18 protein-coding genes are annotated in these 23,480 nt (G+C 51.2%); 3 read left to right on the forward strand and 15 right to left on the reverse strand.

The genetic code is table 11. The features are described 5' to 3' along the window. Nucleotides 1-195: 195 nt before the first annotated feature. Nucleotides 196-1,038, forward strand: a complete 843-nt coding sequence (locus LQ777_RS07675) for a CvfB family protein (protein WP_232561933.1) — start codon at nt 196-198, stop codon at nt 1,036-1,038. A gap of 10 nt (nt 1,039-1,048) precedes the next feature. Here LQ777_RS07675 and LQ777_RS07680 read toward each other — a convergent pair whose 3' ends face one another. Genes LQ777_RS07680 through rpiB form a run of 3 tightly spaced genes read right to left on the reverse strand, consistent with a single transcriptional unit; the run spans nt 1,049 to nt 5,392 of the window. Further along, on the reverse strand, nt 1,049-3,196 hold the full coding sequence (locus LQ777_RS07680) for an FUSC family protein (RefSeq protein ID WP_232561934.1): 2,148 nt from the start codon (nt 3,194-3,196) through the stop codon (nt 1,049-1,051). Then, nucleotides 3,189-4,949, reverse strand: coding sequence for an ABC transporter ATP-binding protein (locus tag LQ777_RS07685; protein ID WP_232561935.1), 1,761 nt, complete (start codon nt 4,947-4,949; stop codon nt 3,189-3,191). The genes LQ777_RS07680 and LQ777_RS07685 overlap by 8 nt, the downstream gene beginning before the upstream one ends. Before the next feature lie 11 nt (nt 4,950-4,960). After that, the gene (rpiB, locus tag LQ777_RS07690; RefSeq protein ID WP_232561936.1) at nt 4,961-5,392 is read right to left on the reverse strand and encodes a ribose 5-phosphate isomerase B; all 432 of its coding nucleotides are present in this window, start codon (nt 5,390-5,392) and stop codon (nt 4,961-4,963) included. A 142-nt stretch (nt 5,393-5,534) separates the two neighbouring features. Between rpiB and zwf the strand changes: the two genes are divergently transcribed. Both zwf and pgl read left to right on the forward strand, forming a co-directional pair. Beyond that, on the forward strand, nt 5,535-7,028 hold the full coding sequence (zwf, locus tag LQ777_RS07695; protein ID WP_232561937.1) for a glucose-6-phosphate dehydrogenase: 1,494 nt from the start codon (nt 5,535-5,537) through the stop codon (nt 7,026-7,028). 99 nt (nt 7,029-7,127) lie between these two features. Beyond that, nucleotides 7,128-7,853, forward strand: a complete 726-nt coding sequence (pgl, locus tag LQ777_RS07700) for a 6-phosphogluconolactonase (protein WP_232561938.1) — start codon at nt 7,128-7,130, stop codon at nt 7,851-7,853. A 248-nt stretch (nt 7,854-8,101) separates the two neighbouring features. Here pgl and trpS read toward each other — a convergent pair whose 3' ends face one another. The 12 genes from trpS to LQ777_RS07760 all read right to left on the reverse strand — a co-directional run bounded on the left by trpS (nt 8,102) and on the right by LQ777_RS07760 (nt 23,464). After that, on the reverse strand, nt 8,102-9,082 hold the full coding sequence (gene trpS / locus LQ777_RS07705) for a tryptophan--tRNA ligase (protein ID WP_232561939.1): 981 nt from the start codon (nt 9,080-9,082) through the stop codon (nt 8,102-8,104). A gap of 96 nt (nt 9,083-9,178) precedes the next feature. Then, complete coding sequence (locus tag LQ777_RS07710; RefSeq protein ID WP_232561940.1) at nt 9,179-11,446, reverse strand: NADP-dependent malic enzyme; 2,268 nt, start codon at nt 11,444-11,446, stop codon at nt 9,179-9,181. 69 nt (nt 11,447-11,515) lie between these two features. Then, on the reverse strand, nt 11,516-12,445 hold the full coding sequence (locus LQ777_RS07715) for a bifunctional riboflavin kinase/FAD synthetase (protein WP_232561941.1): 930 nt from the start codon (nt 12,443-12,445) through the stop codon (nt 11,516-11,518). Beyond that, nucleotides 12,442-13,161: a tRNA pseudouridine(55) synthase TruB gene (truB, locus tag LQ777_RS07720; protein ID WP_232561942.1), complete on the reverse strand. Its 720-nt coding sequence runs from the start codon at nt 13,159-13,161 to the stop codon at nt 12,442-12,444. Before truB ends, LQ777_RS07715 begins: the two co-directional genes overlap by 4 nt. Before the next feature lie 84 nt (nt 13,162-13,245). Further along, nucleotides 13,246-14,091 (reverse strand): undecaprenyl-diphosphate phosphatase, encoded by an 846-nt coding sequence (locus LQ777_RS07725; RefSeq protein ID WP_232561943.1) that lies wholly within the window; start codon nt 14,089-14,091, stop codon nt 13,246-13,248. Between the two features lie 95 nt (nt 14,092-14,186). Continuing rightward, a complete protein-coding gene (locus LQ777_RS07730) occupies nt 14,187-14,528 on the reverse strand; it encodes a DUF3098 domain-containing protein (protein ID WP_232561944.1) in 342 nt (113 codons plus the stop codon). A gap of 99 nt (nt 14,529-14,627) precedes the next feature. Further along, nucleotides 14,628-15,509 (reverse strand): cell division protein FtsX, encoded by an 882-nt coding sequence (locus tag LQ777_RS07735; protein WP_232561945.1) that lies wholly within the window; start codon nt 15,507-15,509, stop codon nt 14,628-14,630. 130 nt (nt 15,510-15,639) lie between these two features. Further along, entirely contained in the window at nt 15,640-17,184 is a 1,545-nt protein-coding gene (locus LQ777_RS07740; protein WP_232561946.1) for a glycoside hydrolase family 32 protein, read from the reverse strand. 102 nt (nt 17,185-17,286) lie between these two features. Continuing rightward, a complete protein-coding gene (gene metF, locus LQ777_RS07745) occupies nt 17,287-18,246 on the reverse strand; it encodes a methylenetetrahydrofolate reductase [NAD(P)H] (RefSeq protein ID WP_232561947.1) in 960 nt (319 codons plus the stop codon). A 93-nt stretch (nt 18,247-18,339) separates the two neighbouring features. Next, a complete protein-coding gene (locus LQ777_RS07750) occupies nt 18,340-19,200 on the reverse strand; it encodes a phosphatase PAP2 family protein (protein WP_232561948.1) in 861 nt (286 codons plus the stop codon). A 26-nt stretch (nt 19,201-19,226) separates the two neighbouring features. Beyond that, entirely contained in the window at nt 19,227-20,117 is an 891-nt protein-coding gene (locus LQ777_RS07755; RefSeq protein WP_232561949.1) for a phosphatase PAP2 family protein, read from the reverse strand. 11 nt (nt 20,118-20,128) lie between these two features. Next, on the reverse strand, nt 20,129-23,464 hold the full coding sequence (locus LQ777_RS07760) for a UvrD-helicase domain-containing protein (RefSeq protein ID WP_232561950.1): 3,336 nt from the start codon (nt 23,462-23,464) through the stop codon (nt 20,129-20,131). Nucleotides 23,465-23,480: the final 16 nt, after the last annotated feature.

The raw sequence follows: 23,480 nt of genomic DNA on the forward strand, positions 1-23,480 counted from the left end.
ATTTTTCGAAATTGACTGTTCAGCGGCTACCAGGAACGTACACGTTTACTAACCAAACGAACCGTTGGCGTTCTCTATTGTTTTACTAGACATGAAGTCGGCAACCCATATTTGGCGACGGGCGTTTGTCGCGAGTATAGTCGGAGCGCCGTGATTTGTCGTTACTTTTGCCAGAAACATTTGCAAACTTAAGTTATGATTGAAATCGGCCGCATGAACAAGCTTACGGCTTTGCGTGCTACCAGCGTTGGGTTTTTCCTGGGTGAATCGGATTCCTACAATAGCCCGGACGATGTGTTACTGCCGAATAAATACGTTCCGGCGTCATTGGCGGTCGGGGATGAAATCGAGGTTTTCATCTACACCGACTCCGAAGACCGGCCTATTGCCACGACGCTGACACCGCACATCATGCGCGACGAGTTTGCTCCGTTGCCTGTTGTGTCGGTTACCAACGTCGGTGCTTTTCTGGACTGGGGATTAGAAAAAGATTTGCTGGTCCCTTTTCGGGAGCAAAGCCGTCCGATGGTTGTCGGTAAGTGGTACGTCGTTTACATGTATCTCGATAAGGATACCGGTCGGTTGGTGGCTTCCAGCAAGGTAAGCCGGTTTCTTGACGATGATGTGTCTGATTTGTGCAAAGGCGATGACGTTGATTTACTGGTGTATGAAAGTACCGATCTTGGTTTTAATGTCATTATCAATGATCGCTTTCAGGGCTTGCTGTATCATACGGGAATTTTTCGACCCGTACAACCCGGCGACCGGATGCCAGGGTTTATCAAACACATTCGCGACGATAAGCTGATTGATGTCAGCCTACAGCAGGAAGGTTTTCAGAACGTTGAACCCAGCGCGCAACAGATTTTGGATGCACTGAACGCTAATAACGGCTTTCTGCCTTTGAACGATAAGAGCGACCCTCAGCTCATCTACCAAACGCTGGAAATGAGCAAGAAAACGTTCAAGAAGGCAATTGGAACGCTGTACAAAGAGCGGAAAATTGTTATTCAGAACGACGGAATTGCGTTGGTGTAAACGCAGTTCATTACTTTTTTAGTTGATCGACTAGCTTACTGATATCACTGCTGATCTGCTGGATAAAATTCAGTTGTTCGGTCAGGGATGGATCATCGGCGGCAACAACTGACGGATCGCTTAAAGGCTGGCCCGACGCGGTTGGTTCCGACGAAGTAGTCTCTGGTGCCCCGTCTAGTCGGCGGAGGCCATCCGTCAAGGCAAAAAGAGCCCGTTTGACCGTCCGGATTACGGATGACGAATACAACTGGGCCTGATCGGTAAGTAAGGTAGACGTGATTGTCGCGATGTTGGAGGATAGGATGTGGTTCAGCACGACAAATTTGTAGATGAGTCGTTCGTTACGTTGCTTGTGCTTTGGTTCCGACACCATTCGTTCGAAAGCGGCCGCCATGTTGGCCGACGTTACGTACACGTCTTTACGAGCCAATTTATAGTCAACGACACGAATTGGTACACCCGATAAGATGTTGAGTAGAAGCTGCGTATACCGAACATTGGCGTTCAGCATATCGTGCAGGGGTTTGGTCAGCTGTTCCGACTCCCAACGTGGAAAGACTAGATAGCTGGCGGCAAACGCAATCGCTCCACCAAGTATGGTGTCCAGTAAGCGCTCTTCCGCTGCGCCGTAATAACTGATGCCCAAAAAATTGAACAGGATCAGTATGTAAGGCGTCAGGCAGATGACCATAATAATGTAGTTGACCCGTTGGGCACTGTAGGTGCCAAGCATAAACAGCACCATCAGAACAAAATGCGTGGTGGTGTTGGGAATAAATTTCAGAATCGCCAGACCAATCACTCCTCCGGCAAACGTGCCAATAATACGTTCAATGTTACGCTGCTTGGTCAGGCTGAACGCTGGTTTGAGAATGACGGAGATTGTTAACAGCACCCAGTAACTATGGTGACCGTAATCAATCAATTGCGTAACGATGAAGCCAAGCAGCATCGCCAGCGCTACCCGTACCGAATGCCGAAATACCGACGAGTTGAGGGTAAGGTTGTCCCGTAAGGATTTTACGTCAATCGCCTGATGCGACACGAAACGACCATATTCCAGATCGTCGAGCGAAGTAGGGTTCGTGTCTGGCGAGACAATATGCTTTTGCATGATAGCCAACCGTTGGCTGATGTTTCGCAAACCAACCAAAATCTTTTTGAGGACGAGCGTACTCCCTTCCCGGTCGCCAAGTGCGTCGATCTCGCTTTTTAGTTTGTTGAGCGGGTGCGTGAAGTCAATGGGTTTGCGGGAAGAGGCAACCGACTGAACCCTCAGTCCGATATAATCCAGTTCGGTGGCCTGTCGGTGAATAAGCCGCGAGATTGTGTTCAGAACCCTTGTTTTGCCGAACCGTTCGCGGATGGCCGCGTAGTCGTAATACATGGTTACAATCTGCTCGAACAGATCGACCGTATCCACAAACGTCAGCACCAGCAGGCGGCTGGTATTAGTCGATTCGGCCACAAACTGCCGGTTTTTGAACAGCAACTCCCGAACTTCGTCCTGCTTCTCACTAACCGTCACCTGCTGAGCCAGCAACCGGCGGTAATCTGTGTCTAATTCGGTGTGTGTGTCATAAAAATCAGCCTTGATACTCATGAACTTGGCTATTTCATGAATACACAACCCAAGGGACTGTCTGGCCAACCGATAGGGGCGAAGCTGTACGGAGACCAGACTAATCAGGGTGTACCAGATACCGCCGACCAGAATCAGGCCCGCTTCTCGCAGAATTCCAACGGGGTCGAGTGGCCGGTCGAGCGTGAGAATCATGATCAGAATAGCCGCCGTACCAACCGATGTTGCACGAACGCCATAAACGGCGAGCATGGAAAACAAAAAGCCGAAAAAGAGAATTTCAACCCCCAGCGTGTAATCGTTCATGCGGGCAAACCCGGTCACTATGGCCACGATGACGCCCAGCACCACCGTCGCGGCCATTGCGTTGCGTCGATGCTGAATCGGTCCGGGGGCATCGCTCAGGCTGACGCTCAAGGCTCCCATCGACATAGCCATGCCGGTTGTCAGTTGGTCGAACTGAGCCAGAATCAGGGACGGTAGCAGAATCGATACGGTTGTTCGGAAGCCGTTCGAGAAGTGCTGTCCCGATAAAAAGTAGTTGACTTGCCTTGTGCGCCGGTTTATACTATGCATTGACGCTTCCCGTTTTTCGTTCGCCAATTTGCTGTCGCCACATCGCGTAGTACAGTCCCTTCTGGGCAACGAGCGCGTCGTGGCTGCCGGTTTCAACAATTTTACCTTTCTCCAGGACAAAAATCGTATTGGCGTGCAGAATGGTTGAGAGCCGATGCGCGATCAAAATAGTAATTTGTTCATTCATTGCCGAAACGCTGCGCACGGTATCGGTAATTTCTTCTTCGGTCAACGAATCCAGCGCTGATGTCGCTTCGTCGAATATAAGCAGGCGCGGATGTCTGACCAAGGCTCGGGCGATGGACAACCGCTGTTTTTCACCGCCCGACATTTTTAGGCCACCTTCGCCAATCTGCGTATCGAGTCCCTTTTCGGAGCGGGCCAGCAAGTGGTCGCAGGCGGCTTTGTCCAGCGCATCGAGTAATTCGGCCTCGCTGGCGTCGGGTTTAACAAATAACAAATTTTCCCGGATCGAACCCGAAAATAGGTGCGTATCCTGCGTTACAAAACCAATCTGACGGCGCATGGGATTGAACCGAAGGTCTTTGGTCGAAATGTTGTTGTAATAAATCTCGCCATCGACCGGGCGGTACAGTCCGACCAGCAGCTTTACCATCGTCGATTTACCCGAACCCGACGGTCCCACAAAAGCGATGGTATCGCCGAGCGTTGCCTCGAACGAAACACCATCGATGGCGTTTTGCTGTGCATTCTTGTGCCGAAAAATAACATTGGCGAAACGTAATCGATTGATTGGACCAACTTCAATAGGCGATTCCGGATTCCGCTCAATTGGTTTCTGCATCAACTGATCAAAGCTATTCAGTCCGGCCTCGGCTTCGCGGTAGGCCAGAATAATCGTGCCCAGGTCCTGCAACGGATTAAAAATGGAGACGGAGATAAACTGCATGGAAATCAACTCGCCCGTGCTGAGCACGTTTCGGAAGATAAGCCACAACAGCGTAAACAAAACGGATTGCTTCAGGATGTTGAGCGTTGTGCTTTGCCAGAACGACAAGAGACGTACTCGTCTGACCTTGAACATTTCCAACTCGAAAATCCGGTTGGTTTGCGCTTTCAGTCGGCGAATTTCGGAAAAGGTTAAGCCGAGACTTTTGATCAGTTCAATGTTTCGCAACGACTCCGTAATGACCCCCGACAGCAGGGCCGTTTCGCGGTTAATCGACCGTTGCGTTGTTTTAATCTGTTTGCTCAGCAAGCCCGTCAGGCTACCGAGTACCAAGACACCAATCAGAAATAAGGGAACCAGCGCCCAGTGCTTCGTTACCGCGTACCAGACCAGAAATCCAATACCAACAACCGAGGAAAAAAGGACGTTGACAAACGAGTTGATAAACTTCTCGGTGTCGGTACGCACTTTCTGCAAAATCGAGAGCGTTGCTCCGCTACTCTGGTCGCCAAACTCCTGATACGAGAGCCGTAACGTTTGTTTCAGCCCGTCGTTGAAAATGTCAGTGCCGAATTTCTGAACGACCAGGCGCGTCAGGTATTCCTGAAACGCTTTCGTCAGATTCGACAAAATGGCGACGCCAACCGCAAGCCCTAACAACTGCAAAACGCCCGAAATTTTTTCGGATTCAGTTTTCGGACTACCCTTGGCAGCGTATTCGTCGATTAATTTTCCAAAGATGATCGGGTCAATTAAGGCGAGGATTTGCGCAATCCCCGCCAGAATCAATGCTGACACAGCTAAGCCACGGTATGGCTTCAGGTACTTCCAGAGAATAGCCATAGATGCAGCGGCTACTCGTCCAGTTCCTGAATCCGGGCCAGATGCCGCCCCCCCTCAAACGGGGTGTCGAGCCAAATCTGAACGAGTTTCAAGGCCGTCTCTTCCGACATCATCCGTTCGCCGATAGAAATCACGTTCGCGTCGTTGTGCTGTCGTCCGAGCCGGGCCGATTCCTCATTCCAGCATAAGGCCGCGCGAACACCTTTGATCCGGTTGGCCGTCATAGCCTCTCCATTGCCTGAGCCACCCAACACAACGCCCCGCTCTACCTCGCCAGCGGCAACCGCTTCGGCAACAGGACGAATGAACCGGGGATAATCGACGGATGGGGTTTGGGCATAGGTGCCTTTGTCGACGACTTCGTGTCCAAGATCGGTCAACATTTTTTTGATCGCTTCTTTGTAAAGAAAACCTGCGTGATCGGAACCAATAGCAATTTTCATAGCGTGATTTATGAATGAGAAACAACGGTCAAAAGTAGCAGAAACGGGTTCTATCTTGAACCTTACCAAACGAAACTTGTTCAACAGAACGGACGCCGGTATCTTGCACCGACTTTCGGTCTGACAACAATCTTGTTTACCAATGATCCCAGCTACTAATCAGCGGCCTCCTGCCAGCATAATTTTTATTTTTGGCGGCAGCGGAGACCTCAACCTGCGCAAATTAACTCCCGCGCTCTACAATCTGTTCATCGATAAATACTTGCCCGAGCACTTTTCGGTCGTGGGCATTGGACGCAGTAAATATACCGACGAAAGCTTCCGCGAGCGGCTCGAAGAAGGCGTTAAGGAGTTTTCCCGGCGTAAAGAAGGACCTTGGGATGAATTTTCTTCGTCCATTTCTTATCTCCAAATGGATGGGGGCGATGAGGCTGCTTATCCAAAAATATCGGATTACGTTGCCAGTAAAAAAGAAGAATGGGGTGTAGAGCCCAATGTGCTTTTTTACCTGGCAGTGGCTCCCCAGTTGGTACCCGGCATTGCCACCAACTTGGCTAAACTGCCGCTTTGTGGCGATAAATCGCACGTTCGGATTGTGGTTGAAAAGCCGTTCGGTCACGATTTGAAAACGGCTCAGGAGCTTAACGCGCTGTTGCGTGGCTTGTTTGCCGAAGAACAGATTTACCGCATTGACCATTACCTCGGCAAAGAAACGGTGCAGAATATTCTCGCCCTGCGCTTTGCCAACTCGCTTTTCGAGCCAATCTGGAACCGGCGTTTCGTGGAACATATTCAGATTACAGCTTCCGAAACGGTTGGTCTGGAAGGACGCGGTGGTTACTACGAAGGCTCTGGCGCTTTGCGCGACATGATCCAGAATCACCTTTTGCAGGTGTTGTGTATGGTAGCTACCGAGCCGCCCATCAGCTTCGAGGCCAATGAGGTGCGTAACAAAAAGGTAGACGTGCTGAACGCAATTCGCCGGATTGAACCCGAAAAGGTTAACGACTTTGCCGTACGCGGTCAGTACGGTCCTGGAAAAATAAAAGACAAGGACGTACCCGGTTACCGGGAGGAGGAAGGGGTTGATCCTAACTCAGCCACGGAAACGTTTGCCGCTGTGAAGTTGTACGTCGACAACTGGCGTTGGGAAAATGTGCCGTTCTACCTGCGTACGGGAAAATCGATGCCCGAAAAGGCAACGGTTATTACGGTGCAGTTCAAGCCCGCGCCAAGCTTTGCTTTCCCTGGTGAAGCGACGAGCAACTGGCAGGCTAATCGTCTGATAATCGGTATTCAACCGGCTATGGACATTCGGCTGCGGTTCCAGGCTAAGCGCCCCGGTCAGACCTTGGCTATCGATCCGGTAGAAATGGTGTTCAGCTATAAAACGGCCTACGATGGGCAGGAGCCGGAAGCGTACGAAACGCTGCTGCTGGACGCGATGACGGGCGACGCGACCTTGTTTATGCGGGCCGATCAGGTAGAAGCTGCCTGGAAAGTTGTAACACCGATCCTCGATGCGTGGGGCAGTCAGGCACCTGATGATTTCCCGAACTACACACCCGGCTCCTGGGGACCGCAAGCCGCAATGGACCTGATCGAAAAAGATGGGTTCGAGTGGATGACAAAATAAACCGTGACAGGCAGATCTTTGGTCGTAAAGGCTAGACGCTGGGTAACAAACCTGGCTGGCGTTTAACATCAAAGATCTGCCTTTTTGAATTCATTACGTATGCAACTTATTGTTACGAAAAATCCCACTGATCTGGCGAAACAGGCGGCTGATTTTATTGCCAAGCGGATCAAAGAGGTTCTGAAAAAAAAGGACCGATTTACAATTGCGTTGTCGGGAGGAAGTACCCCAAAGGCGCTGCACGAGCTGCTGGCAAAATCGCCGTATCGCGAGCAAATTCCGTGGGCGCAGCTGCATGTATTCTGGGGCGACGAACGTTACGTACCCATCGATGATGAGCAGAGCAATGCCGGGATGGCTTACGATACCCTGCTTGGTCATGTGTATACGCCCGAAGACCAGATTCATGTGTGGCGTACCGAACTCGAACCGGAAGCCGCTGCTGCCGATTACGACAAAATTTTACACGAGTACTTTGGCGATACGGGCCCGACTTTCGATTTAGTGTTGCTTGGGATGGGCGATGACGGACACACGCTGTCCCTTTTTCCCGGCACGGAGGTCGTCCATGAACAAACAGCCTGGACAAAAGCGTATTTTCTAACGCAGCAGAACATGTACCGTCTGACGCTGACTGCACCAGTTGTAAACCGGGCTTCCTGCGTCGCATTCTTGGTGGCTGGTCCGAAAAAAGCGGAGCCGCTGAAAGAAGTATTGGAAGGAGAGTATAATCCGGACAAATATCCGTCGCAGGAAATCAAACCAACCGAAGGGGAACTGATCTGGATGGTTGACGAAAAAGCAGCATCCCTGCTTGCCAAATAAACGGAGCGTCCCCGCTCTGGTCTGTGGACTACGTGACCAGAATGGGGACGCCCAAACGGTCCCCATCACTTAACGTGAATAACGGGTACTTTTTGTCATCCCGACGCAGGAGGGATCTTCGGTGATTACTAGGAAGGTTTCCTGTTACCGAAGATCCCTCCTGCGTCGGGATGACAAAAAAATCGGCACTAAATTGATCACTAATCAATTGATTATCAATAAATAAAAACACCCATCATTAACGTTACTTAGTTAAAGCCGAGTTTTTCGCGCACACGGGCAATGGTTTTGCTTGCCACGGCACGGGCTTTCTCTTCCCCAGCCTGAAGTTCTGCTTCCAGCGCGTCCGGGTTTTCGATAGTGTAGTAATGGTAGCGCTCCCGTTCCGTCGCAAACTGATTGAGGATCAGTTCATAAAACGCTTTCTTGGCCGTACCGTAGCCGTAATTCCCGCCCTCGTACAAACTTCGTAACTCCGCCGTTTGTGCTTCGGACGCTAACAGGGAATAGAGCTGAAACGTTATATCCGTATCCGGGTTTTTCGGCTCTTCGAGTGGCGTCGAATCGGATTTAATCTTTTTGATAACCTTCCACAACTCGTTTTCGGGCAAGAAGATATTGATGTAGTTGTTGTACGACTTACTCATCTTTTGGCCGTCAATACCGGGAATGGTCATTAGTCGGTCATCAATCCGGGCCTCGGGCAAGACAAAGACCTCATCGTCGTACTGCCGGTTAAACGTACTGGCAATGTCGCGCGTCATTTCAATGTGTTGCCGCTGGTCTTTACCGACGGGAATAATTTCGGCATCGTAGAGCAGAATATCAGCGGCCTGCAACACCGGATAAACAAACAATCCCGTATTGACCGCTCCCGTGGCCCGATCCGATTTTTCTTTAAACGACGTAGCGTTGTTGAGCATCGGTATGGGCGTAAAGCAATTCAGGTACCAGCACAATTCGGTATGTTCGGCCACGCGCGATTGACGCCAGAACGTATTTTTCGTCGTGTCCAGTCCAAACGCCAGCCAGGTAGCCGCTACCGCCCGGATGTATTCCCGACGCAGTGAGCCGTCCTTAATGGTTGTGAGCGAATGGAGGTCGGCAATAAACAGAAAAGACTCATTACCGGGCTGTTTTGATAAGTCGATGGCGGGTTTGATCGCCCCCAGAATATTGCCCAAATGCGGTAGACCGCTACTTTGAATACCAGTTAGAATACGTGCCATAAAAGTTGTTAGTCGTCAGCTCTCAGCATTCGGTTGATCCAATCTTCGGAAAGGAGCAGACGAATACCGAAAACTGACGACTCATAAACTGTGTATTTATTTGCCCTGCGCTTCGACAACGGCAATGGCAACCATGTTGACAATCTCGCGCTCCGATGAACCCAATTGCAGTACATAGACCGGCTTGCGAATACCCAGCAGAATAGGGCCAATTGCGTCGAAGCCAGCCGCTTCCGACATCAGGTTGTAGGCGATGTTGGCGGCTGAAAGATTGGGGAATATCAGCGTGTTCGCGCCTTCGCCCACCAGCTTGCTGAATGGATGATTCTGTTCCAGCAGTTCCGTGTTGAACGCAAGGTGAGCCTGAATTTCGCCATCTACGATCATATCAGGATGCCGCTGCTGCAAAATTTCAACCGCGCGATTCATTTTCTCCGCGTCTTCGCCTTTGGCACTGCCAAAGTTCGAGTACGTCACCAGCGCAATGCGTGGTTTGATGTTGAACCGCTCGACCGCGCGTGCCGTCATCTCCGTGATTTCGACGATCTCCTCAGCTGTTGGGTTGAAGTTTACCGTTGTGTCGGAGAAAAACAGCGGTCCCCGTTTGGTCAGCAGGATGTACATACCAGCCACCTTCTGGACCCCCGGTTCTTTGCCGATTACTTGCAAAGCGGGACGGATCGTATCAGGGTAGCTGCGGGTAAGACCAGAAATTAAGGCATCGGCTTCGCCCGTTTCGACCATCATAGCCCCGAAATAATTGCGGTAGAACATCATCTTTTCCGCTTCGAGCGCATTGACGCCTTTCCGTTTCCGTTTATCGAAATAAACGTTGGCAAAGCGCTGAATCAACTCACTTTGCTCGGGAGCACGGGGGTCAACAATGCGAATACCAGCGAGATCAAGGCTGTTATCAGCGATAATCTGCTGAATCTTCGCCGTTTCACCGAGTAGAATCGGGAACGCAATGCCCTCATCCCGAACCTGTTGAGCCGCTTTCAGTACTTTTAAATTTTCGGCGTCGGCAAAGACAACCCGTTTGGGGTTTGACTTCGCTTTGCTTAGAATAACCCGCGAGATCTGATTGTCCTGTCCGATTCTACGCGCAAGCTGATGACCGTAAGCTTCCCAGTCAGTAATCGGTTGCCGAGCGACCCCCGATTCCATGGCGGCTCTGGCAACCGCTGGTGCTACTGTTGCCAGCAGACGGGGATCAACGGGTTTCGGCAAGATATACTTCCGGCTAAACACAATGTTGTCTTCGCCGTAAGCCAGATTAACGATGTCGGGAACGGGTTTTTTTGCCAACTCAGCCAGCGCGTAGGTAGCCGCGAGTTTCATAGCCTCGTTGATCTCCGTAGCCCGAACGTCTAAAGCACCCCGGAAAATGTACGGGAAACCAAGTACGTTGTTTACCTGATTGGGATAATCCGAACGGCCCGTCGCCATGATGATATCGGGCCGGGCGGCCATCGCATCTTCGTAGCTGATCTCAGGATTTGGATTCGCCATTGCAAAGACAATTGCGTCTTTTGCCATCGACCGGATTAAATCCTGGCTAACGATATTGCCTTTTGAAAGCCCGACGAACACGTCAGCCCCTGCAAATGCGTCGGCCAGCGACTCGATATTGCGCGAAGTGGCAAACGGACGCATGATCTCATTGAGGTCGGTACGGTCGGTGCGAAGCGGCCCGTTCACGTCAAACATCACAATGTTCTCGTGTTTCGCGCCCAACGCTACATACTGACGAGCGCAGGAAATGGCCGCAGCTCCAGCTCCCAGAAAAACAAACTGTGTGGTTTCGATCTGCTTGCCGACCAGTTCAAGCGCATTGAGTAATGCCGCTGCACTAACAATCGCCGTACCGTGCTGATCATCGTGCATGACCGGAATGTTGAGTTCGCGCTTGATCCGCTCTTCGATTTCAAAACATTCCGGTGCTTTAATGTCTTCGAGGTTTACCCCACCGAACGTCGGTTCCAGAATCTTGACGGTTCGGGCAAACTCGTCAATGCTTTTGGTATTCAGTTCAATATCAAAAACATCAATATCGGCGTAAATTTTAAACAGCAGCCCTTTTCCTTCCATAACGGGCTTACTGGCGGATGCACCAATGTCACCTAATCCCAGGACTGCCGTTCCGTTACTGATTACGGCTACCAGGTTGCCTTTGGCCGTGTATTTATACGCATCATCGGGATTGGCTTCGATGGCGAGACAAGGCTCGGCTACCCCCGGAGAATAAGCTAGTGAAAGATCGCGCTGGGTACTGTATTCTTTTGTCGGAATGACTTCAAGTTTACCCGGACGCCCCTTGGCGTGGTAATCAAGGGCATCTTCGCGCCGGATTTTCTGTTGCATAACACTTCAATTGATGATCTGGATCGCGAAGGTAAGCAAAAAGCCGGTTTGTCACCGGCTTTCTAGAGTTTATTGCGTCAGGAGCGCTCGCGCTGTCTGCTCGTCTTTTTTTAACTGAGCAACCAGGGCGGGCAGCCCATCAAACTTCTGTTCGGGGCGTAGAAACTCGCGGAATCGGAGGGTCATATGCTCACCGTAAATGTCTTTATCGAAGTCAAAAATATAGGTTTCAATGGTCTGGTGCGTTCCCGCTACGGTTGGCCTAAAACCAATGTTGAGCATACCACCGTGTACCTGTTCATCGTGTAGCACATCGACGGCGTAAACTCCGTTGGCCGGAACAAGTTTGACGGGGTCATCGACCTGTAAATTTGCCGTTGGAAAGCCAATGGTACGACCCAATTGCTGGCCTTTGATGATGGTTCCGGTCAGGCTATACTGCCGTCCTAGAAACAGGTTCGCCGTGTGAACATTGCCTTCCTGCAAGGCTGCGCGAATCTTGGACGAGCTAACGCCCACGGCTTCGACATCCTGGCGAGGAATCTCTTCTACTTCGAACCCGTATTCGCTTTGATGAGCTCGAATGTAATCGAAGCCACCCTCACGGTCGCGGCCAAAGCGGTGATCATAGCCGATTACCAACTTCTTCGTACCGATTTTTTCGATCAGGATCTGCCGGATGTACTGTTCCGACGTAAGCTCCGAAAAGGACCGGGTAAACGGAATAACGACCAGATGATCAACACCCGCTTGTTCGATTAACTCTATTTTCTCGTCGAGCGTCGTCAGTAATTTTAAATCCTGACTGTCGTTGGACACAACGGTACGCGGATGGGGCCAGTACGTAATCAGCACCGATTCGCCATCGCTATTTTGGGCGACTTCCGTCAGGCGGGCCAGGATTGTCTGATGGCCGCGATGGACACCGTCAAATGTGCCGCTCGTAACAACGGCGTTGGGAAGTGGAGCAATATCGTCGAGACCGCGATGAACTATCATAACATTGGGGGGACTATCGCTGAGCGGTACTTGGCAATAAAGCTATCGAGCGTATCGGCATCCTCTACGCGAAAATCACCGATGCGGGTCCGTCGCAGGCCGCTCATGTACGCGCCGTTGTTGAGCAACAGGCCCAGGTCGCGTACCAAACTGCGAATATACGTGCCTTTTGAACACACAATGCGGAAATCAACTTCGGGAAATCGCGTAGCGTCTACCTCGAACACCGATACGGTAACTTGCCGGGACTTGATTCCTTCGGCGGCTTCGCCCCGACGCGCTTTTTCGTACAGCCGTTCCCCATTAACCCGAATGGCGGAGTAGATCGGTGGAACTTGCAGGATGTCGCCGGTAAGCTGGCGGGCGGCTTCCTCAATTTGCTCACCTGTAATGCCTGTCGTGTCGAATTCTGCATCGAACGTCGTTTCAAGATCGACGGATGGGGTCGTTTTTCCCAGAATAAGCGTACCGGTGTATTCTTTCTCCTGCGCCTGATATTGATCGATCTGCTTGGTCATTTTACCGGTGCAAAGAATCAGCAAACCGGTGGCCAGAGGGTCGAGGGTACCGGCATGGCCAATTTTCTTGAACTTACAGGCGTATTTGAGCTTATTCGCCACGTCGAACGAGGTCCAGGTAAGGGGCTTGTCGATTAAGATAAGCTGCCCGGGGTCCGGTTGAGCGGGCGTTTGTGAAGATGCGTTCTGTTGCGACACGAAAAAATAGAAAAGAAGCACAAAGATACACGGAGATCAGTCTCGGTGAATCATCATGCTTCTTTCTGTAGTAGTGTATAGGTGTTACAGAACGTCTAGTTTAACGCCCGCAGCGACTAGGCCGAGCAAAATCAGGCCGAGGACAATCCGGTAATAACCAAATACCTTGAAGCCGTAACGCGTCAGAAAACCAACGAAACCCCGAATAGCTAACATGCCCACAATGAACGCAATAACATTGCCAATCAACAGCGTTTGGTAGTCGGCGGGTTGAAGGAGTTTATACGTTTTCAGGAGTTTGTACCCCGATGCCGCTGCCATGGTCGGAACTGCCAGAAAAAACGAAAACTCAGCTGCCTGAGTCCGCGTCAATCCTTGAAACATACCGCCGATGATCGTAGCTGCCGACCGCGACACACCCGGAACCATCGCAATGCACTGAAAGAAACCAATTCGAAGCGCATCCGGGACCGTTACATCGCCGTCTTTGGGTTGACGATTGACAATTTTGTCGATGAATACCAGAATGATACCACCGACTAGCAAGGTAACCGCTACGACGACAACGTTTTCGAGCAAGGAGTCAATAAAATCGTTCAGAAGAAAGCCAATAATGGCGGCTGGAAGAAAAGCGATCAGGATTTTGCTGTAAAAATCCAGCATCGGCTGAAACTTCGGTGGAAACGACTTGAGATAAGCCGGAACCTTGAATGTACCCGATTGCGGGCTGGTCATAAACCGGCGGTGATAAAGAACCAGAACCGATAAGATACAACCAAATTGAACGTCGACCGTGTAGAGTTTGGTGAATTCGTTGCCAGCTATACCAGCCAGGGAAGAGTAGATGATCATGTGGCCCGTTGAGGAAACCGGCAAGAACTCGGTCAAACCCTCAATGATCGCCAGTGCAATCGCGTGAATTAGCTCCATATATATTTAATTGTTCATCGATAACGGTTTGCCCTGAACAGCCGTCAGAAACAATCGGTTATCGATGAACCGTTCCGGCGAACCGGCATAAACAGTTATACCTTTGGCCGGCTAAGGATGGCGAAAAATTCAAGAACGAAGCCACTCATAACCACGATAGGGCCGAGCGTTAGCCCCAGAAAACCGAAGCCAAATTCTTCTTTATCGAGGCTCATGATGAAAAAACCTGCCAGGATAACCGCGATACCCGCCAGCATCAGTACGTAGTTCTGCCGACCGAAAGGCAGGGCAGCCGAAGCCGTTTCCCGATGGCTGGTTTCCGAAATCGGCTTCCGCAACGGCGCTGGTTTTGCTACCGGCGTAGTGCTAATCGGTGCTTTTTGGGCTGGTTCTTCGCGTGTCAGCGTAGCCGAGCCATATTGTTTGTCTTTTGCCATGTTCGTAAGTCCGTTATACTGTTTGTGTAACTTTAAAACAGGTCTCTGGGTTGTGTTTTGTTGTGGCAACAAACCAGAAACCTAAACTACAACTGCTGATCAATACAGTTCATCCAGCGTCAGGCCCAGATAGCGGTTAACCGCCTGGAAGGTACTGAGAAAACCAATCAGAACACCAAGTCCTACGATTCCTGCCAGCAGAAACGTTAACTTTTCGACATCCTGAAACATAGCCAGTTCGGGCAGATTGTGAATGGCGATCTGCAACCCAACCAGCAGAAGCACTACCGCAACAATACCGGCTATAAAGCCCTGCCAGATGCCACGACCCAGAAAGGGCCGCGTTATAAAACCGTTTGTGGCACCGACTAGTTGCATACTCCGAATGAGCATGCGTTGCGAGTGCAAGGCCAACCGGATCGTGTTATTCATCAGTAGAACAATGATCAGCAGCAAAATCAAGGCAAAGGCCGACATAACCGCATAAATCTTGGTAATGTTGCGGTTGATGTTATCGACCAGATTTTCCTGATAAACAACTTCAAAGACACCATCGATACTTTCCAGATCCTGCTTTACCTGTTGCAGCTTAGCTTCTTCAAAATACTCTTCCGTTAGCTTGATCCGATAGCTGTCACGCAGTGGATTTTCGCCCAGAAACTTCGAAAAATCTTCTTTGGTTTCGGCGATAAACTCTTTGGCGGCAACATCCTTCGGAACAAAGTTTAATTGCGCTGTTCCATTCGTTTTCAAAAGATAAGGCTTCTCCGCTATCGTTTGCGACAGTTTTGTCAGCTTCGTATCGCTAAGCCCTTTATCGAGAAATGCCCGCATCTCATAGTTTTCGCGGATGTAGGTCACGACCCGTTTCGACTGGATCGCCAGCATACCGCAGAATCCAATCAAAAATAAAGCCAGCGTCAGGCTAAACAAAATCATGCCGCTGGGATACATACCTACTTTTTTCTTTGTACGAGCCATTCAGGGTTCGTGTTATTGAGACAAAAATAACGCTTTAGGCGGGTGGACGGCCCAATTTAAGAAAATTTAAGGGATGTTGAACACGAGCATCTCAATAGGAGGCAAATGACAACGTTCCCTGCAAAGCGCCTTACTTCCAGATTGGCTCCACCGAGCGGATCAGCACGGATCGTAGGCCCTCCCCAAAAAACTCAATGCCGCGACTATCTGACTTTGGAAAGATTTGGTTCGTCAGGGTTACCTCCCCATTGTTTCCAAATACTTCTATCGACGAGCGGTCTACCCAAATCTGTAACGAAATTCGGCCATTCTGTGGTTTAAGCGGGGCCGTAAATCGTCCGGGAAATTCTTTCTTGAAACCAACATGCCCCGAGCGACTACGGTCAACATAGAGTTGCTGGCTTGCCGGGTCATAACCGATGACGGTTTCTTCGCCTTTCCCCTGCGCAGCTTCTTCCTTTTTCACGCGAACACCCACCCCGGTCTTGGCCGCTTCTAGCTCAAGCTGTAGCCAGTAGGTATCGCTTGAAAGGCTATTGCTGGCCAGACTTTGATTGAGTTGGGCTACGTCGGTGCCCGTCCATTGAAAGGTAGGGCCAAGCAGCGGTTTCAGCTCCTGAATCGGTTGCTGGCGTAACTCATAGCGATTGACGGGAGCCGGAACTTTCACCAGACGCAGTTCGCGCGGTAAGGTCATCGCGCCACGGAATGGGGTTGTTGGAACATCATTCGCGTATTGCAGATTGTTCATCCAGCCAATGCTAATAGCACCCCGGTTACCGCGTCTTGGCAGGTTGTTGAACGTAATGGCTGCGTAATAGTCCTTTCCCCAATCGACGTAGCGAAGCTCGCCCGGCTTGGATTCATTGATAAACGTTGATCCGTTGAACTGACCTACGTAATACTGCATTCCCGATCCGCCAGCCGGACCGTTGTTGCCCATCGATAGCATCAGTACCCATTTTCGCTCCATCGTGCCATCGACCGGGACTTCTACCAGGTCCGGACACTCCCAGATACTGGCTGGGCTGTCGTTCGCGGTAAATTCCCCGGCTTTGGTCCATTCTTTCAGATTAGACGACTTATAGAACAAGGCTTTTTTGTCGGTAGGCAACAACACGATCATGACCCAATGTTGGGAAGGCTCGTGCCAGAAAACCTTTGGATCACGAAAGTCTTTCCGTTTAAGGTCGATAATCGGATTACGGGTATATTTAATCCAGGTGCGGCCTTTGTCCAGACTATACGCAATGTGCTGACTCTGATTATCCTGACGCGCTCCGGTATAAATAGCTACCATCGGTACGCGTCCGTCCTGCCCAAAACCACTTGTGTTCGTTTTGTCGATAACGCAGCTACCCGAATAAATCATGGTTGCACCTTCTTCGGGAATAGCCGGAGGAAGCTCTTGCCAATGAACCAGATCACGACTGATGGCATGCCCCCAGGTCATATGCCCCCACTGGTTGCCAAACGGATTGTGTTGGTAAAATAAATGATATTCTCCGTCGTAATAGACCAGGCCATTCGGATCATTGATCCAGTTTGTTCGGGAAGAAAAGTGATATTGCGGGCGGTAAGGTTGCTTATAGGTTGTATCGACCGTTATTCGCTGGGCCAGCAAAGTAGAAGTCATCAAACCGAAAGCGAGCAATACCACAAGGGTACGAGTCATAAATAGTTTACGTCAACAGGTCATTCGTATAATAATTCAGTAAGTTGGTAAGTATTTTTCGCTTATCGTATGCTAACTTATCAACTGGCTGCATTATTCGCATTAAAATAATTCGCGGGCGATTTTCAGGATATTATCGGCTTTCCCCATCGTGTAGAAGTGCATAACGGGAGCCCCATAGGCGATTAACTCGCGGCACTGCTGAACACTCCACTCGATACCGACCTGCCGCGCCTGCTGATCGTTTTCACAGTTTTCAATGGCTTTGACGAGATCTTGAGGCATTTCGAGATGAAAAATTTTGGGCAGGATCTGAAGCTGTTTGCGTGTACTGATTGGCTTTAGGCCCGGAATGATCGGCACCGTGATGCCTTCCTGACGGCAGCGCTCCACGAAGTCAAAGTACTTCTGATTATCAAAAAACATCTGGGTCACGATGTAATCCGCGCCCTTGTCGATCTTCTGCTTCAAGTACTGAAAATCCGTATCGTGATCGGCTGCTTCGAAATGTTTTTCGGGATAAGCCGCCACGCCGATGCAGAAATTGCTGGCCGCCAGCGGAGTATCTTCTTCGTGCAGATAGATGCCCTGGTTCATATTCGCGACCTGTTCGACGAGTTCGCTGGCATACGAATAGCCGTTGTCCTTAGCCTTGAAGGTCGTGAAGGGCTTAGCCGGGTCGCCCCGGAGCACCAGCGCGTTGTCGATACCCAGGTAATGCAGATCGATCAGGAAATCTTCGGTTTCTTCGCGCGTAAAGCCGCCACAAAGCACATGCGGTACCGGGTCAACACCAAACCGGTGCATAATTGCCGAACAAATACCGACAGTGCCGGGCCGTTTGCGCGTCACAATTTTCTGAATGGTGCCGTCGGGTAGGGGACGCTCGATGTATTCTTCGCGATGGTAGGTAACGTCAACAAAAGGAGGTTTGAACTCCATCAACGGTTCAATGTTGTCGAGCAGACTCTTTAGGTTGTCACCTTTGATCGGCGGAATTACTTCAATTGAGAAAATCGGTTTGCCGTTGGCGGCTTGTATGTGATCGGTAATTTTAGTCATTCAACAAATCGATTGCTTACCCCTTATTTTGTATATCGCTGGAGACCGCTTAGGTAAACGACTACCACGAACTGCGACAGCAAGCTTGTCCACCTATCGCGAAAACACCAGCAACCGTGCGTTAATTCCAGTAGCGAAACCGTTGTTCCAAGGCTGTACATGGAGTCGTTGGCTTAATGTGAATTGCCTTTTGACTTCGTGTAATTTGGGAATCCCCCAACCCGCAACGGACCCAAACAAAGCACCAACCAGGATGTCACTCGGAAAGTGATACCCGGCTTCATACCGCATCAGGCTGGTTGTCGAAGCCAGTCCGAGCATCACAACCCAGACAACAGGCTTTAGTTTCGAATTCGGATAAAAATGCCGGAACATCTCAGACGCGAAGACAGCGGATGCAAAAGCGGTTCCGGCATGCCCCGAAAAAAAGGATTGTCTGCCGTTCGGAGCCAGTTTTGGGTCGAGGGGAGCGTCGGGATTGTACACGTAAGGACGTGTTCGCAAGGCGATGTTCTTAACCGTTTGCTGGATGAGTGTTGGTAAAGCGAGGACTTCAATGTACATCAGGGGTACCGTCGCCCAGTTCTTGTGGCGAAACAGGGTCGGTACGGCAATCAGACCGGTTGCCACAAAATTGGCGGTCAGCGTCTGATCGCTCAGCTGAAACGCGCCAGGTGACCACTTGTACGTCGCCCCCCGGTCGAAAGCATTGACCTGACTGCGATCAAATTGGCCTAGATCACCGACGCTAAACGGCTGAACCTGTTGTTCCAAAAGAAGTGAGGAAACGCCCGCAACACCAACTAATCCCATCAATGTAGCGTCCGTTTTCCAGCTAAGTCGGTACGGATTTGGCCGGAGCCGTGTTGTCGATAGGGAAAGCGTATCCTGTGCCTGCGTAACGGATAGCTGCACGAGAAACAGGACGGAAAAAACGATACGGGTGGTTCTCAACGGGAAACGGTATTTACGACGCAAAGTTACGGATAAAGCCGAGACCTTGAATGAAACTGAAAGCGGGTGTACAAGCCCGTCGATGAACCGTTCGTCCAGGGCTGAATGTCGAACCGACGTCCTACCTTACCCCGGTTCTTTACTTCGTGTAATTTCGGAATGGCCCAGCCTACCAACGAGCCAAAGGCCGCGCCAGCCAGCAAATCCGTGTAATAGTGGCGACCGCTTTCGTACCGCATAACGCAGGTGGCTGTGGCCAATCCGAGCGTACCCGCCCAGACGACGGGCTTTAGTTTTGAATACGGAAAATAGTGCCGGAATACTTCGCTCGTAAAAACGGCAGTGGCAAAGGCGGTGGTGGCATGTCCCGAAAAAAACGATTGCCGGGCATCGCGGTTGAGTTTTCGTTCGAGCGGTACGTCCGGGTTAAAGACGAAAGGGCGGGGACGTTGGGAAAGTGCTTTGACGGTACTCTCAACGCCGTTAGCCAGCAACAACGTTTCGATGTACATGATCCCCAGCGTTTTTACATCCTGGCGCATCGGCTTAAGCCCCAGCGTTAGCAAAGCGGGCAGCGCAACGTTAGTGTACAGCGTAATGTCGCTTGCCTTGGCAATGGATGGGTTCCAGTTGGCTGTCGCGGGGCGATCAAAGGCGTTAATGTTGTTTCGGTCCAGTGCCGCTACCTGATCCGGCGTAAGCGGGTCAACCGCTTTGTCGAGTAGTACCGATACGCCGTAAGTGACTACCCCGGCCCCCAGTAGGCCAAGTTCCCGGCCGGATTTAAGCTCATACGGTGAGTCGGCATACTCTGTATTGAGTAGGCGTGGACTGGTAAACTGCGCCGTGCTGACCAGCGACTGAATGGTTAACCAAAGGAATAAGACCGAAGATGAATGACGGAAACGTAATCGCATATTTTTTACCATTAAACTACCCGTACTACTTGAGGTTCGTCTGCTAAGTAAACCAATCGGCCCTCCACCTCAGGAAAGCCCATGTCACGGTAAAGACTCGTAAAATATTTCAACGAACCGGTGGGGTCTGACTCCTGATCAGGAGCTGATTCCGGCGCTGGCAGCGATTCGTACTGAACCAGCACGACATGACCGTCGGGATAATGAACCACACGATGCGGTGCGCCATGAACGCGTTTCTTACTCAGAATACTCCGGTCGGTATCAATGCGCAGTGTCGAATCGAACAAGGCCGACAAGGTCGGGTGTGATACAACCGCCGTTAGTACCTGCTTCAAATCCGCGCATTCGGCGTTACGGACGAGTCCCTCGCTGACGAGCTGCCGGAGTGTTTTATCGATGCTCTCCGGTCCTTTTATCAGGCTCAGAGCCGCACAGAGTTTGCGGTCGCGTTCGCGGGTTCGCTCAAATGTAGCCACGTCAAACACCCGATCCGCCTGCCGACGAAGTTGCAGATCCTGACCACGGTGCCCGCTAATGACATCATCCAGCACAATCTCATCGATTACCTCCTCGGTTTTCTGGTGCGAGAAAGCATCGGCGCACAAACTGATTTCGTAGCTCAGTTGCCCATCCTGCCAGGCACAGCCGCAGTTACGCGCTATTTCACTATCCCGCAAAAAAGCGTGTAACCAATGACTGATGGTATTGGGCTGCCCCTTGCCAAAATCTTTGGCCTCGCTGATGATGTACAACCGGTCGGTTGGGCGCGTAAAGGCGACGTAGAGCAAGTTCATGTTTTCCAGAAACGTGCGCGTCAACTCTTCTTCGTACTGGGCGGCAATCGCGTCGGGAGCACCGCGTAATTTACTCGTCGTGTTGGCCGGGGCCGACAGTAGTCGGGCGAGCTGCCCGGAACCGCTTTCATGGGTCAGCATGTCGGTTCGAATCGCTGTTAGGTCAAGCCAGATCGTGCTGTCGTTGATGGGTTCGACTTTCCAGTTGGCAAACGGAATGATGACAACCGGAAATTCGAGTCCTTTCGACCGGTGAACCGTCTGGATACTGACGGCATTACGCGCGTTTCCTTCCACTGATACTTTCTGCCGAACCCCTTCCCAATACACCAGAAAATCGCTCAGGTGACCGCTCCGTTTCTGATTAAACGTGAGCACTTCATCCAGAAAGCGAAACAGGAACGGATTGTGATCGGCCTGGCTGAACAGATTGAACTGAGCCGTCAGTCGTTCAGCTAGTTCGTAGGGGTTGAGTTGGCCCAGTGCGTACGGGTCGAGCGGATAACCCTGATCGGTCAGGTACGTGTATACGCCCATCGCGTCGCCTTCGGCCACGAGTCGTAGCTCTTCGGTCAGTGCGTCGTCCGGGAAGATGCCGCGTACCACCCGGTGAAAAAGATACAGCAATTCGTAGCGCAGTAACTTCTGATCGGGCTGTTGCAACAGTTGCATCAGCGTGACAATCCACTTCACCGGGTCCGAAAATTCCAGTGACAGCGAATCGGCTGATACCAGCGGAATTCGCCGGGCGTTTAACTCATTCGCCAGCGCTTTCGCATGGACTTTTTTGCGGCATAAAATAGCAATGTCGCCGTAGCTGTACCCATCCGCCAACGCCTGTTCCAAATGCCTGATGGTCTGATCGAGCATGAGCGTCGTCAGGTCGGCGTCGTCCTCTTCGTTTTTGGCAACGAAGTCGATCTGAACATGCCCTGCCTGCCGCGCTTTGGGCTGAGGTTTCTGGTGGAATAATTTCTCGGTGTCGAAAACGTCGGCCAGTTTCGGATGCTGGTGTTCAAACTTGCGGGCCGTAAATTCGAAAAAATCGTTGTTAAACCGGACAATTGGCTCGGCACTGCGCCAGTTGGTATCGAGCATTTCGTCCTGCAAATGCCCGTCGAGCATATCGATCCGGTCTGCGGTCCAGGAGCCGGGGTTGTGCGCCTGCTTGAGTCCTTCCAGATCTTTCCGGTGCAGGGCCACGATCTGATCCATGTCGCCCCCCCGGAAGCGGTAAATGGCTTGTTTGCCATCGCCAACGGCCAGGTTGAAATGGTCGCCACCCAGCGCGTTTTCGATCAGCGGTAGCAGGTTCGCGAATTGCAGCCGCGATGTATCCTGAAACTCGTCGATCAGGATGTGATTGTATTTCGTGCCCAGCCGTTCGTACAGGAACGGCACCGGCTCCGAAGCGACAATGTTGAGAATTTTCTTATTGAATTCCGAAATGTGCACGCGTCCATCCTTGCGCAGCAGATCGTCAAACTCAATCCGCATCTGTTTCAGAAGCGCCAGTTTCTGGAGGTGCGGCAGCAGGCAGTCGAACAAGGTTAGCTGCTGGCCGTTGTCGTCCCGAATTGTGTTGATCTGAACCAGGCAGTCGCACAAATCAGCCGCCATGCCGTCGATGATCGCTTGCACCGGTTTGGGCGCTTTTTTTCCGTACCAATCGCCGTTGTTGATGGCATTGTGCACCCGCGTTCCGGCTTCTTTCTTGGCGTTACCTTCGGCAATCGCTTTCAAATAACCGCCTACCCCGCTGGCTCCGTAGCTGAAATCCGTTTCGTTGAGACCCGCACCGGTGATGAGTTGCCAGGCTCGTTGACCATGTCCGACAATACTGGCTTCGATCTGTTGATTGTAGTTGAGTAGCTGCGTTCGAATGGTTCGCAAAGCGCTGGGCGACAATTCCTGAGCCGCATTGACCGCTTCGTAAAACTGATCGGACGTCAGGTTTTTGCCAAACTCTTTCAGCAGTTCCGGTAGCTGGTTCCAGCTTTTGCCCTCGGCGGCTGTATGCGTGTAGTACTCGCTTAAAATGGTCGTAATCTCGTCCATCTCGTCGGTGCCTGCCTTTTCAATGAGGTTATCGATTGCCAGCTCGAGCACTTCGTCGGTATCAAGCTCTACCTCAAACGAGTAAGGAAAGCCCAGCTCGTCGGTAAACGCCATCACGACGCGCTGCGTAAACGAGTCGATGGTCGTGACACTAAAATCAGCGTAGCGGTGCAGGATCGTTCTGAATACCGACGCGGCTTTCTGGCGCAGGCTGGCTTTGGCCACATCGAACGCGTCCGTGTTCGGCGCAACACCGTGTAATTCCGTAGTCAGCTCATCCAGCAGCGTAAGTTCTTTTCCACCGGCAATGTCGGATAGGCGTTCAAGAATACGGTTCTTCATCTCATTGGCAGCCGCGTTCGTAAAGGTTACCGCCAGAATATGCCGGAAATAGCCATCCGACCCATCCGGCCGGAGCGCCAGTTTGAGGTATTCTTTGGTGAGCGTGTACGTTTTGCCCGATCCAGCCGAAGAACTATAAATCTTGAACATACCCGTGCGTAGAGAG

This window comes from Spirosoma oryzicola (assembly GCF_021233055.1).
GTDB lineage: Bacteria > Bacteroidota > Bacteroidia > Cytophagales > Spirosomataceae > Spirosoma > Spirosoma oryzicola.